This is a genomic window from Citricoccus nitrophenolicus, from assembly GCF_047305825.1.
Taxonomy (GTDB): Bacteria; Actinomycetota; Actinomycetes; order Actinomycetales; family Micrococcaceae; genus Citricoccus; species Citricoccus nitrophenolicus.
Genome location: NZ_CP063070.1, coordinates 1,187,564 through 1,200,666 on the forward strand (window position 1 = coordinate 1,187,564; position 13,103 = coordinate 1,200,666).

Here is a 13,103-nt window from a genome sequence, read left to right on the forward strand (position 1 = left end):
GTGGGCCATCCACCCCGCGGGCCCCTCCCCCAGGCACCTCCCCCAGGCACAAAGTGACCCCGCCCCGTCACAACGGTGGGGGCGAGGTCACTTTGTGCGCGGGGTCAGCGGTGGTCAGCGGCCGTTGCCGCTGCCCCGACCCACGCCGTTGTTGCCGGTGGTGGAGAACACCTGGACCACGGCCGGCCGCGGGACGGCGACCTTGTCCCCCTTCAGCGGGCCCTCCGGGACGAAGTCCGGGAAGTAGGAGGTGTGGGCCCCCCAGTCGCCGCCCTCACCCGGGTGCTGCACCGCCACGAACACGGAGTTGTCCTCGTCATGGATCACCGGACCGCAGGTCTCAGCGTCGGCCGGCACCGCCAGGAACTGCTCCACGAGCCCGCGGTTGCGGCCCTCGAGGGTGACCTTGTGCAGGGCGTCTGAGTAGCCGATCTTGCCGGGCTGTCCGTCCGTGGAGACCCAGAGGTTGCCCTTCGAGTCGAAGGCCAGGTTGTCCGGGCAGGAGATCGGGGAGACCTGATCCAGCGGCACACCGTCGAAGTAGGCGTGGTTGCCCTCCTGGTTCGGATCGCCGGCCAGGAACAGGATGTTCCAGTTGAAGCGCTCGGAGGTGTGGTCCCCACGGCGCTCGATCATCTCGATGACGTGGCCGTCGCGGTTCCCCGGAACCGGGTTGGCCTCGTCGATGGCGTCGGCGTCGCGCTGAGAGTTGTTGGTCAGCGCCATGTAGACCTTGCCGGTGACCGGGTTGGCCTCGAAGTCCTCCGGACGGTCCATCTTGGTGGGGCCCATGGTGTCCGCAGCCAGACGGGTGTTGACGAGCACCTCCTCCACGGTGAAGCCCGGGACCAGGGACTTGTCATTCTTGACCAGCGGGATCCAGCGGCCCCAGCCATCGAAGTCGCCGTCGGAGGGAACAGCGCCGGAGCCGTCGATCTCGGATTCCGGGGAGTTGCCGTGGAACTGGGCCACGTACAGGGTGCCCTCGGAGAGCAGGGTCATGTTGTGCTTCTTGTCGCCCTTGCGGTACTTCTTCCGGGAGACGAACTTGTAGGCGTAGTCGTTGCGCTCATCGTCACCGGAGTAGACCACGGCATGGCCGTCCCGGGAGATGACCGCGGTACCGGCCTCGTGCTTGAAGCGACCCAGGGCCGTGTGCTTGACCGGGGTGGAGGTCGGGTCCTCCGGGTCGATCTCCACGATCCAGCCGAAGCGGTTGGCCTCGTTCGCGTAGCCCTCGTTGTTCAGGTTGAAGCGCGGGTCCACCGTGTCCCAGCGGCGGGAGGTCGGCCCGGGAGCGATCCCGATGCGGCGCTCGGCCGCGGCGCCGGTGCCCACGAAGTACTGGTTGAAGTTCTCCTCACCGGACAGGACGGTGCCCCACGGGGTGGTGCCGCCCGCACAGTTGTTGAAGGTGCCGTGCACCTTGGTGCCGGTGGAGTCGTCCTTGGTCTTCAGCAGGTCGGAGCCGGCGGCCGGGCCGTCCACCGTGAAGAGGGTGGAGCCGGTGATGCGGCGGTTGCGGCGGCCGCCGACGACGTACTCCCAGGGCTGGCCCTTGCCGGCCCGCTTCAGGTCCACGATGGAGAGCCCGTGGGCCTCGATGGCGGCCTCGACGACGTCCTTCGGGTTGGACTTGATGTACTCCGGGGAGAACATCAGGTTCTCGTTCGTGTACTCGTGGTTGTTCACCAGGTACCCGGTGCGGTCATTGCCGCCGTCCGAGATGACGTTGAGGTAGTCCGAGTTGTACCCGAACTGGCTCGCCTGGGAGGCACCGGTCTGGTGCTCCAGATCGAACTCCGATGAGTCCGCGAACAACGGATCGCCCCAGCGGATGATGGCGGTCCAGTCATAACCCTCCGGCACGGTGACGTCATCCACGCTGCGCTCCACCGGTGCGATGGCCGTGAACGGCAGCTTGCCTCCGCCCTTCGGGAAGACTCCGTTGTCCGCCACCGCCGCAGGAGCGTTGTCCAGGGCGTTCGCGCCGATGACCACGGCGGCGGCCAGGCCGCCACCCAGGCCCAGTGCGGCGCGGCGGGAGATCGCGGCGTTGGCGATGTCCCGGAAGTGCGAGTTGTCCGAGGTGTTCGGCACCGGGTGCGAGCAGGCGCTGCCACACTTGAGCTCGCAGGTGATGGGCAGTCGGTTGCCGCGGGTGTGGCCGACCATGGGGAGATGACGCTTCAGCATGGGGGTGTCCTATCGGAGACGGTGTTACGGGTCAGGTACCGGGGACGCCTCATCCACGGCACAGACCTACACTGCCCCCCTCAGGACGACGTCCGGGAGCCCTCCGGTGACCTTCCGGTGAACAATCGATGAGCGGAATTTAGGTCATGGGGATGGGTGCGAATCCGCTGGTCAGGCCCCCACCGCGGTCATCTCGGCCCAGGCCGCCCGCAGCCGTTCGCGCCACCACCGCTGCCGATCCTCGTCCGCGCGCATGCGCACCAGGGCGCCGGCGTCCGGGACCGGCCGGAGGGCCGCGCCCACGGCGAGGTGCCCGCCGCGCGGGCGCAGAGGCGGCTCCAGCACGTCCTCGGTGAACAACGCCACGGTGCCCAGACCGCAGGCATGCGGCAGCCGCGGCAGGGAAGCGGCCAGTGCCACGCCGGCGGCGATTCCCACGGAGGTGTCCAGGGCGGAGGACACCACGGCGTCCAGTCCTGCGGCCTCGACGATCGACAGGGCGCGGCGCACCCCGCCGAGCGGCTGGACCTTGACCACCACGAGGTCGGCGGCACCGGCGCGGGCCACGGCGAGCGGGTCGGTCTCCTTGCGCACCGACTCATCTGCGGCGATCCGCACCGGGGCTCCCGCGGCGATCAGGGACTCGCGCAGCCGAGCCAGCCCGTCGATCCCGGCCACCGGCTGTTCGGCGTATTCGAGCCCGTGCTCGGCCAACCGGAGCAGCGCCCCGAGCGCGGTGTCGTGGTCCCAACCCTGATTGGCGTCCACGCGCACCGCGGCCCGCGGCCTCAACCGGCGCACCTCGGCCACCCGGGCCACGTCCTCGGCCACTCCTGCCGGACCCGCGTGGCCGGCCTCGGCCACCTTGACCTTCACGGCGGGGACCTCGCCGAAGGAGTCCAGCACCCGCCCGACGTCGGCCACCGCCACCGCGGGCACGGTCGCGTTGACGGGGACGGTGTCCCGCACCGGTGCCGGCCAGCCGTGCCAGCCCGCCTCGATCGCCGCGGCCAACCACCTAGAGGACTCGGCCGGACCGTACTCGGGGAAGGGTGAGAACTCGGCCCAGCCCGCCGGGCCGCGCAGCAGCATCGCCTCGCGCACAGTGGTCCCCCGGAAGCGGGTGTGCATCGGCTGGGACACGACGACGGCCCCGTCCAGGAGCTCCTCCGGGCCCGGGATCCGCAGGCCGTCCAGCAGGGGTGGGACACCGTTCTCAGTCACCGGCCCAGTCTACGGAGGGCCCGCTCCGTCTGGTGCCGCCTCAGACGGCGGCGTAGTAGCCGAACTTGCGGGCCACGGCGGCGGCGCGGGCGTGGTCGCCGAGGACGCCCTCGAGCGCCTCCACCACGGAATCGGTGGTCTCGGGGCGCAGGCTCCACTGCTCGTCGAAGGGATCGTCCCACCGGGCCCAGGCCCCACCCGTGGCGGTGAGCGCGAGCGTCATCTCCTCCACCGAGTCGAAGGTCGGCTCGGGATCGTCGAGCCGGTCCTCCCAGCCGTCATCTCCGGGGGCCGTCAGGATCTTGCCGGTCAGCCCGTCCAGGATGAACGGATCTGCGCCCTGCTTGGCCACCACCGTCCACTCCTCGTTCCAGTCCACCAGCAGGGCACCGGTGCGCTGGTTCCACCGGTAGCCGGCCTGCTCGTCCCAGAGCCGTTCCAGGGGGAAGAACAGGAAGGGCAGCCCGGCGGTGTCGATCTCGATCCATTCCGGGCCGGCCTCCCGGTAGAACCGGGCGAGCTCCGGCGCCAGGGGCGATTCGCCGGCCCATTCGATGGGTTCCTGGCGGCTCGTCGGCCCAAAGACGGAGAGCGCCTTCTTCACGGCCGTGTGCTGGTGCTGGTGCTCGGGCGCGTTCCCCGCACTGTGTGCCATGGTCCATACAGTAGGCCGGAACCCACGCCCCCGGTCCAGCTGCGGCTGACGCCTCCATGACACTTGGGCGAAGAGTGGTTGACCGCCAGGTGTCCGGCAGCGGGCGCGCGGCGGACGCGCGGCGTGAGCGGCGCCACGGGTCGCTTTTCGGCGTCCTCCCAGCGGGCTGCACCAGAATGGTCAGCATGCCCGCTGTCCTCTCCGACTCCCCGATCCGGCTCCGCCCGGCCCGCAGCACGTGGGCCTGGGCGCTGGCGATGGTGGTGGCCGTGGCACTCGTGGCCGTGGTGTTCCGTGTCTTCGTGACCACGCAGTCCGGTCAGCTGACCGAGTACCTGTCCCTGGAGGCCGCCTCACACCGGTTGCAGGCACTGCAGGGGTCCAGCCTCACCGTGCTCAACCGGCTGCCGCAGATCGTGGGGGTGGCCGGCGTCGTGGTGTTCCTGGTGTTGACCGTCTACCGGAGGCGGTGGCTCGCCTCCCTGGTGGCTGCGCTGGCCTTCGGGGCGGCCAACCTGACCACGCAGGTGCTGAAGAACTGGGTGCTGGTGCGCCCGGACCTGGAAAACGGGGTGCCCTACTACACCGGGAATTCCCTGCCCTCGGGGCACACGACGTTCGCGGCCGCCGCCGTGGTGGCCGTGTTCCTCATGGTGGCCCCACGGTGGCGGCCGCTGACCGCCACCGTGGGCGCGCTCTTCGCCACGGCCGTGGGCGCGGCCACGTTCATCGAGACCTGGCACCGCCCGGCGGACATGGTGGCCGCCTACCTCGTGGCCGCGTTCTGGGGGCTGGCCGCCGGCTACGTCATCCTGCGCACCGGGGCGGACTGGAACACCCGTGGCAGGCGCTCGCGGAGGTACCCCCACCCCGGCGGGCACCCCGGCTGGGACGGCGCCCTCTGGGCGGCCGGCGCGGCTCTGTCCCTGGGCGCGTGGGGTGCCTTCGAAGCGGGAGGCGGGACGGCGGCGCTGACCTCGGACCCGGAGTGGTTCTCGGGATGGCACTTCCTCACCGGGCTGCTGATGGCCACCGGCCCGGGGCTACTGGTGTTCGCGGCACTGTCCGCGTTCTTCCGCTGGCAGACGGGGCGGCGGTAGCAGGAGGGCTAGCGGACCGGTTCGGCCGAGGGCTCAGCCACAGGGCCGGGCCCCCGCGGCAGCACGCGGGCGAAGATGAGTGCCCCCACGGCGGCGATCGCGGCCACCGCCCAGATGCCGGAGGCCAGCCCCGCCAGTCCGGTGACCGCGGACAGTGCCGCGGGCCCGGCGAGCATGCCGGCATCGGACTGCAGACGCCACAGGGCCAGGAACTGGGGCCGGCCGTCCGGCGGGGAGTAGTCCGCCCCGAGGGTCATCACGATCCCTGAGCCGAAGCCGTTGCCCAGACCCACCACCAGGGCGACTGCGGCGAACCACCACGGGGAGCCGGTCAGCGGGACCAGCGCGGTCCCCAGGGCCAACCCGCCCAGGCAGCACACCGCCACCACGCGGCGGCCCCGGCGGTCCATCATGAGCCCAGAGGGGTAGAACATCAGCAGGTCGGCCAGGCCGGAGAGCCCATAGATGGCTGAGGCAGCCGCCGGGGAGAGCCCCAGTTCCGTGGCCCACAGCGGGATCACGGCCGAACGGCTGGCCCGCGCCGCGGACAGGCACACCACCCCGATCCCGGAGGTGAACAGCACCCGGCGGTGCTCACGGGCCAGCCAGCGCATGGTGGGCCGCGGGGTCGGCACGCCGCCGGTGACCGGGGGCTGTGCGGCGAGCGGAGGTTGAGGGGTCCCGGACGTCGTCGGACTCTGGTGCCGCCCGGGGGCCTCCAGGTTGCGGATGGTGAAACTCAGCCCGGCGGCAAGCGCCATGGCCACCACGGCGGCCACGAAGGCCCCCTGCAGACCGAGCATCGTCTGCAGGCCGGCACCGAGGAAGGGACCGGCGAACAGGCCCATCCGGATGGTGCCGCCGAGAGTGGACATGGCCCGCGCCCGGTGGCTGCCGGGGATGGCCACGGCCAGGTAGGACTGCCGGGCGAGGTTGAACCCGGCTCCGGCCATACCGACCACCACGAAGCCCGCCATCAGGATCCCCAGTCCGGTCTGATCCGGAACCGGCAACCAACCGGCGACGGCGGCCAGCGTCAGCAGGGCGCCCAGGGTCCCCGTCCAGGCGGAGACGATGATGGTCGCGCGTTCCCCCGCGCGGGAGGCCAGCCACGCGGCCGGGGCATTGGCCACGAGTGAGCCGAGTCCCACGAGGACCACGGAGGCTGCCGCGAGCGCCACGGAGGCTCCGAACGCGGTGGCAGCCGGGGCCATGGCGGGGGTGAGCGCCCCCAGGCCCACGGAGTACACCGCCGAGGGCGCATAGATCTGGAAGGCCTGCTCCAGCGGTCCGCCGCGGAGGTGGAAGCGGCGACGCCGGCCCTCGGCTTCGGACATCGCGCACCTTTCGCCTCCGGAGGACAGCCACGCTACCCGGCCGCGCAGCGGCCCGGCCGGTCGCTGGGACCGGCCGGGCCGACGTCATGCGTGGACTTCGGGCAGGGTGTCAGATCAGTCGAAGGACTCCGCGGTCGCGTAGCCCGTGCCGTTGTACTTCTGCACCACCACGGAGGACACGGCCGGCTGGCCGTCCTCGGTGGTGTTGACCGAGGTTCCCTCGAGCATCAGCGGGGCCCGCAGGTCCTCGATGCCGCGCAATGCCTCCATGAAGCTCTCCCGGGTGGGCTCGGTCATGGAGGCGAAGGACTCCTCCAGGGTGGCGCCGACCATGTAGCTCCACATGCAGTGCGGGAAGTCCGGGGTGGTGGTGTAGTCCGCGGCGTACTCCTCGAGGTTCTCGAGGAAGGCCACCACATCCTCGTCCTCGGCGAAGGCCGGGCTCTGCGGGGCCTTCGCGAAGGACACCGAGTAGAAGCCGTCCTCGGCATCCGCCCCGGCGGGGTCGAGGATCGCGACCGGGCTGGAGGTGTTCGAGGGCAGGAACCAGCTCGGTGACCAGCCCAGTTCGCGGGTCTTCTCGATCGCGGAGATGACCAGCGGGGTGATGGACATGGCGTTGAAGAACACGTCGGCGTCGCTGCCTGCCAGCTCGGTCAGCTGGGCGTCCACGGTGGTGTCCGTGGCCTCATAGGTCAGCTCGGAGACGACCTCGATGTTGTCGCTCCCGGCGATGGCCTCCTTGAAGCCCTCGACGTAGCCCTCGCCGTAGTCGTCGTTCTGGGACAGGATCGCGACCGTGAGGTCTTCGTCGGAGCCGGCCAGCAGCTCGCCGAAGGCCTCACCCTCGTTCTGGTAGATCGGCACGAAGCCCAGCTGCCACGGGCTCTCGGCCTGGTCCGAGAAGATCGGGTCGCCGGTCTGCACCAGCACCTGGGGCACCTCGGAATCGATGGCCGCCTCGCGGTAGGCACGGTTGGTGGGGGTGCCGAGCCCGGAGGTGAAGGCGAAGACGTCACCCTGGTTCTGTTGGAAGTTGGACAGCGCCTTCTGCGGGTCGTAGGTGTCGTCGAAGGCCTCGATGACGACCTCGCGGGTCTTGCCGTCACCGAACTCGACGCCGCCCTCGGCGTTGGCGGCGCCGAAGTATGCCGCCAGGCCGGCCACCGTGCAGGTGCCGGGTCCAGCCGTGCCGCCGGACAGTGGCGTGGTGACCCCGAGCGTGATGCTCTCGTCGGTGATCCCGGGGCTCGAGGCCGTGCCACCGTCTTCGCCACCGCCTCCCCCGCCGCCGTCGGAGCGTCCGCAACCGGACAGGGCCAGGGCTGCGACAGCGCCCATGGCGACGGCACTGAGGACCTTGTTCTTGATGGTCATGGCGTGTCTTCCTTTACTGGTGGAGTGGTCTCCTGGGCGGGGGTGCCCTGGGGACTGCCTGGGGTGGAACGACGGGTGGAACGGTTGGTCCGGCGGCTGGTCAGGCGCCGCAGCATCCTGGGCAGGCTGGCGATCCCACCGGGCAGGACGAACAGGACGATCAGCAGGATCGCCCCCTGGATCAGGGAGGTGAGCGTCGGTGCGACCTCGTTGGTGAAGTTCGGCACGAGCACGTAGTAGATGCCGCCGATCAGCGAGCCGATGATGCTGCCGGCGCCGCCGACCACCATGGACGCGAGCAGGCTGATGGAGTGGTGGAAGGCCAGTGTCTCCGGTGAGGTGTACTGGATCACCACCATGTAGAGGAATCCGCTGACACCGCCCACCATCGAGGCGATGGTGAAGGAGAGCACCTTGTAGTGGTACGGGGAGATGCCCATGGCGCCGGCCACGGCCTCGTTCTCCTTGACGATCCGGAAGGCCCGGCCGTACTTGCCGCGGACCAGGTTGTGCACCAGCAGGAACGTGGCCCCGCCGATGGCGAGCACCAGGTAGTACTGCCACTGGTCATTGGCCAGGCCCGTCCAGTCCGGCGCGGAGGAGAACCGGGCCGAGGTGCCCTGCGAGCCGCCGGTGAACTCGCTGAGGCGCTTGGCCAGGGGCACGCCGATGATCGGCAGCGCGATGGTGACCATGGCGATCGCCAACCCACCGAGCCGGGCCGCCGCCAGGGCGACCACCACCCCGGCCGCGCCGCAGCTGAGCACCGCGGCGATGAACACCACCACGATGTTCCAGTCGGCGTTCACCCCGTAGGCGGTGACATACGCGCCCAGGCCGAGGAAGAAGATCTGCCCCAGGGAGACCACCCCGGTGTAGCCCATGATGACGTTCAGGCCGAGCACCGCGACGGCGAAGACGCCGATGCGGGCCAGGGTCTGGTTCACCGGGATGGGCAGCACCAGCGGGGCGACCACGAGTGCCACCAGGACCACCAGGGCGAGGGCGAGTTGGAACCAGGGCTTCCGGAACAGTCCGGTCTGCTGCGCCCCCATCAGACTCGCACCACGGTCTTGCGCCCGAACAGCCCTTGGGGCCGGAGCAGGAGGACCACGAAGAGCAGGATGAACGGCACCGCGATCCTCAGGTCGTATCCGATGAAGGGCACGTAGACGGCCGCGAGGTTCTCCAGCACGCCGATCAGCCAGGCCGCCACCACCACGCCCACGGGGCTTGAGATGCCACCGAGGATGACGGCGGCCAGGGCGTAGACCAGGGTGGTGTCCAGCATGCCCGGGGTCAGCGAGAGCCGGGGCGCCACCAGGGCGCCGGCCACGGCACCCAGGGCCGCCGCCAGCCCCCAGCCGATCATCAGCAGCCGGCTGACCGGCAGCCCCGAGAAGGATGCCGACTGCCGGTTGTCCGCCACGGCGCGCAGTGCCAATCCCAGCTTGGTCTGCTGGAACAGCAGTTGCAGCAGCACCATGATGCCCGCGATCACCAGGAAGGTGCCCAGTGACCGCCAGCTGATGGCCGCCCCGAGGAAACTGAACGCGGAGGAGGGGAAGAGGGAGGGGAACTGGAGGTTGTTGTAGGACCACAGCCATCCGCCGATGCCCGTGAGCAGCGTGAGCAGGCCGACCGTGACCACCACCTGGGTGTCCTCCTCCCCGCCCATGAAGCGCCGCATGATGAACCTCTCGACCACGGCCCCCAGGACGAACGACGTGGCCACGGCCGCGATGATGGCCAGGATCAGGGGCAGCCCCAGCCCGAGGAAGGTGAAGGCGAGGTAGGCCGAGAGGACGGCCATGCCGCCCTGTGCGAAGTTGATCATGCCGGTCGACTGGTTGACCAGGACGATCGCCAGGGCGATGGCCCCGTACACGGAGCCCATGGCGAGCCCGTCGACGACGAGTTGGATGAAGGTGCCCATGGTCAGCCTCCCAGGTAGGCCTTGCGGATCTCGTCGCGGCCCTTGAGCTCCGCCGAGGTTCCGCTCAGGACGCTGCGACCGGTCTCCAACACGGTGGCGGTGTCGACGATCGTGAAGGCGAGGTTGGCGTTCTGCTCGACCAGCAGCATGGCCACGCCGGTCTCCTCACGCAGCAACCGGATCGCCTCATAGACGGTCCGGGCGGTGCTGGGGGCCAGCCCGAGGGAGGCCTCGTCCAGCAACAGGAGCTTGGGACGGGCCATGTAGGCGCGGCCCACGGCCAGCATCTGCTGCTCGCCGCCGGACAGTGCCGAGGCGTTCGAGGTATAGCGCTCCTTCAGGTTGGGGAACAGCTCCAGCAGGTGGTCGATGTCGGCCTGCACGGCCTTCCGATCCTTCCGGAGATAGGCGCCGACCTGCAGGTTCTCCTTCACCGTGAGGTTGCCCAGAGTGCCTCGGCCCTCCGGGACATGTGCGATCCCCAGGGCGGCCACCTCGTCCGGGCGCTTGCCCCGGATGTCGCGCCCCTCGAAGCGTATGGTCCCGCCGGCCTTCACCACGCCGCTGATGGCCCGCAGCGTGGTGGTCTTCCCGGCGCCGTTCGCCCCGAGGATGCCCACGGCCCCCTGTTCCGGGACGGTCAGGGAGACGCCCTCCAGGACCTGGACGGAGCCGTAGTGGGCGGTCAGGTCCGCGATCTCAAGCAGCGTCATCGCCGACTCCCTCCCCGCTGTCCTTGCCGAGGTAGGCCTCCACGACCCGGGGGTCGGACTGCGCCTCGGCGGCAGTGCCCTCCATGAGCTTGCTGCCGTGGTCCAACACCACCACGCGATCTGCCAACGCCGAGATCACGCCCATGTGGTGCTCCACGATCACGATGGTGACCTCACCGGTCTCCCGGAGGGTGCGGACGGTCTGGATGAAGGCGTCGACCTCGCCGCTGGACAGCCCGGCCGCCGGCTCGTCCAGCAGCAGGACCTGGGGGCGGGCCATCAGGGCTCGGCACAGCTCGACGCCCTTGTGCAGGCCGTGGGACAGCTCGTCGGCGCGCCGGTGGGCCGCCCAACCCAGTCCCATGTCCTCCAGCCGACCCAGCGCCTCGGTGCGCAGTTCGCGTTCGCTGCGCACCATCGGCGGAAGGCGCAGGGCCCACTGCGCAGGCCCGCCGGGCAGCCGCGTGTGCCCGCCGAGCAGAACGTTGTCCAGGACGGTGGCCTCCAGCTGCAGCGCCGGGTGCTGGAAGGTCCGGGCCAGGCCGTGGCGGGACATCCCCGCCGGCCGGGTCTGGCTGATCTCGGCCTCGTCGATCCGGATGGACCCGGAGCTGGGCCGGTAGTGGCCGGAGATGCAATTGAACAGCGAGGTCTTCCCGGCGCCGTTGGGGCCGACCAGGCCGAGGACCGTCTCCGGTTCCACGACGAAGCCGACGTCCTTCAGCACGGTGACCCCGCCGAAGTGGAGGTTGACACCTTCCAGCGTCAAACGAGCAGCCATGAGCCTTCTGTTCTGTTGGTGCGAGTGGTGCGGGTGTAGCGATGCCGACGTGGGCCGTGGCAGAGGGGATGATCTGGATCACGGCAACACGTCTGGTGTGGAGGCTAAGCGATCCCTGTGAGATTGGCAACAATTTTGGTGGCAATCTTCGCGACCGTGCCCGATTCGTTGTCCAGGCCGTGCACCCCGCCTCCGGTGCACCCCCACCCGCCATTAGCATGTCCCCATGCCTTCGCCCGAGCCCCGCACGTCACTGACCGCCCAGGACACCCTGAACACCACCGGCACCCCCGCAGCGCGCAACGGCCTCGACCGCTTCTTCATGATCTCCAGGCGCGGCTCCTCCCTCGGGCAGGAGATCCGGGGCGGGCTCGCCACCTTTCTGGCCATGAGCTACATCATCGTGCTGAACCCGCTCGTGCTGTCCGGGCCGGACGCCCAGGGGGACACCCTCGGCATCGCCCGCGTGGCGGCGGTGACCGCCCTGGTGGCCGGCATCTCGACCATCGCCATGGGCGTCTGGGCCCGGCACCCGTTCGCCCTGGCCGCCGGGCTCGGAGTCAACGCCCTGGTGGCCATCACGGTGGCCACCACCGAGGGCCTGACCTGGCCGGCCATGATGGGCCTGGTGGTGATCGCCGGCCTGGTGATGGCCCTGCTGGTGGCCACGGGCTTCCGGCAGGCGGTGTTCAACGCGGTGCCGGAAGGCCTCAAGACCGCGATCGTGGTGGGCATCGGACTGTTCATCGCCCTCATCGGCCTGGTCAACTCCGGCTTCATCCGCCGCGTCCCCGACGCCGCGGGCACCACCGTCCCCGTGGGTCTGGGCACCGGCGGGGACCTGGAGGGCTGGCCGGTGCTCGTGTTCATCGTGGGGCTGCTCGTCACCTCCGTTCTGGTCATCCGCAAGACCCGCGGCGCCATCCTGATCGGGATCGTGGTGGCCACCGTGCTGGCCAACATCCTCGAGGCGCTCTTCCACATCGGCCCCTCGGTGGACGAGGCGGGCGGCGTGAACCCGATGGGCTGGTCCCTGGTGGCACCCTCCTTCCCCGACTGGACCGCGCCGGACCTGTCCCTGATTGGCCAGGCGGACCTCTTCGGCGCCTTCGCGCAGGTGGGTCCCCTGATGGCCGCCCTGCTGGTGTTCGTGGTGCTGCTCTCCGTGTTCTTCGACGCCATGGGCACCTCCGTGGGGCTGGCCCGCGAGGCCGGCAACGTCACGCCCGACGGGACCATCCCGCACCTGAACCGCGTGCTGATGGTGGACGCCCTCGCGGTCTCGGCCGGCGGCGGAGCCTCGGGCTCCGCGAACCAGATCTTCGTGGAGTCCGGCACGGGCATCGGCGAGGGGGCCCGGACCGGGTTCGCCTCCGTGGTGACCGGCGCCCTGTTCCTGGTGGCCATGTTCCTGACCCCGCTGATCTACCTCGTGCCGTTCGAGGCCGTGGCCCCGGCCCTGGTGGTCGTCGGCTTCATGATGGCCACCCAGGTGGTCCAGATCGACTGGTCCGACTGGGGCGTGGCCTTCCCTGCCTTCCTCACCTTCATCCTGATGCCGTTCACCTACTCGATCGCCAACGGGATCGGTGCCGGCATGATCGCCTACGCCGTCATCCGCACCGCCCAGGGCCGGGCCAAGGACGTGCACCCGTTGCTGTGGGTGGTGGCCGCGGCCTTCGTCCTGTACTTCGGGATGGGCGTCTTCCGGGGGCTGCTGGGCCTGTGACCCACCCCACCACCGCCCTGGGCTACCGTCTGGTGGTGGGCGGACGCTCACCGAT

The 13,103-nt window shown here is 70.2% G+C and carries 11 protein-coding genes; 2 read left to right on the forward strand and 9 right to left on the reverse strand.

The genetic code is table 11. The features are described 5' to 3' along the window. Nucleotides 1-114 precede the first annotated feature (114 nt). The 3 genes from IMT31_RS05475 to IMT31_RS05485 all read right to left on the reverse strand — a co-directional run bounded on the left by IMT31_RS05475 (nt 115) and on the right by IMT31_RS05485 (nt 4,075). A complete protein-coding gene (locus tag IMT31_RS05475; RefSeq protein WP_345360439.1) occupies nt 115-2,196 on the reverse strand; it encodes a PhoX family phosphatase in 2,082 nt (693 codons plus the stop codon). A gap of 171 nt (nt 2,197-2,367) precedes the next feature. Then, entirely contained in the window at nt 2,368-3,420 is a 1,053-nt protein-coding gene (locus tag IMT31_RS05480) for an o-succinylbenzoate synthase (protein WP_413544031.1), read from the reverse strand. 40 nt (nt 3,421-3,460) lie between these two features. Further along, entirely contained in the window at nt 3,461-4,075 is a 615-nt protein-coding gene (locus IMT31_RS05485) for a hypothetical protein (protein WP_345360433.1), read from the reverse strand. A 185-nt stretch (nt 4,076-4,260) separates the two neighbouring features. Here IMT31_RS05485 and IMT31_RS05490 point away from each other — a divergent pair, with 185 nt between their 5' ends. After that, nucleotides 4,261-5,175: a phosphatase PAP2 family protein gene (locus IMT31_RS05490; protein WP_413544032.1), complete on the forward strand. Its 915-nt coding sequence runs from the start codon at nt 4,261-4,263 to the stop codon at nt 5,173-5,175. An 8-nt stretch (nt 5,176-5,183) separates the two neighbouring features. Here IMT31_RS05490 and IMT31_RS05495 read toward each other — a convergent pair whose 3' ends face one another. The 6 genes from IMT31_RS05495 to IMT31_RS05520 all read right to left on the reverse strand — a co-directional run bounded on the left by IMT31_RS05495 (nt 5,184) and on the right by IMT31_RS05520 (nt 11,319). Further along, complete coding sequence (locus tag IMT31_RS05495) at nt 5,184-6,512, reverse strand: MFS transporter (RefSeq protein WP_413544033.1); 1,329 nt, start codon at nt 6,510-6,512, stop codon at nt 5,184-5,186. Nucleotides 6,513-6,626: 114 nt separating this feature from the next. After that, nucleotides 6,627-7,889 carry an ABC transporter substrate-binding protein gene (locus IMT31_RS05500; protein WP_413544034.1) on the reverse strand — a complete coding sequence of 421 codons (1,263 nt, stop codon included), beginning with the start codon at nt 7,887-7,889 and terminating at the stop codon, nt 6,627-6,629. Further along, nucleotides 7,886-8,944 (reverse strand): branched-chain amino acid ABC transporter permease, encoded by a 1,059-nt coding sequence (locus IMT31_RS05505; protein WP_413544035.1) that lies wholly within the window; start codon nt 8,942-8,944, stop codon nt 7,886-7,888. Before IMT31_RS05505 ends, IMT31_RS05500 begins: the two co-directional genes overlap by 4 nt. Next, nucleotides 8,944-9,825 (reverse strand): branched-chain amino acid ABC transporter permease, encoded by an 882-nt coding sequence (locus IMT31_RS05510; RefSeq protein ID WP_413544036.1) that lies wholly within the window; start codon nt 9,823-9,825, stop codon nt 8,944-8,946. The genes IMT31_RS05505 and IMT31_RS05510 overlap by 1 nt, the downstream gene beginning before the upstream one ends. Nucleotides 9,826-9,827: 2 nt before the next feature. Then, nucleotides 9,828-10,532, reverse strand: a complete 705-nt coding sequence (locus IMT31_RS05515; protein ID WP_363351869.1) for an ABC transporter ATP-binding protein — start codon at nt 10,530-10,532, stop codon at nt 9,828-9,830. Further along, nucleotides 10,525-11,319 (reverse strand): ABC transporter ATP-binding protein, encoded by a 795-nt coding sequence (locus tag IMT31_RS05520; protein ID WP_363351675.1) that lies wholly within the window; start codon nt 11,317-11,319, stop codon nt 10,525-10,527. Before IMT31_RS05520 ends, IMT31_RS05515 begins: the two co-directional genes overlap by 8 nt. Before the next feature lie 322 nt (nt 11,320-11,641). Here IMT31_RS05520 and IMT31_RS05525 point away from each other — a divergent pair, with 322 nt between their 5' ends. After that, nucleotides 11,642-13,048, forward strand: coding sequence for an NCS2 family permease (locus IMT31_RS05525; protein ID WP_413544370.1), 1,407 nt, complete (start codon nt 11,642-11,644; stop codon nt 13,046-13,048). Nucleotides 13,049-13,103: the final 55 nt, after the last annotated feature.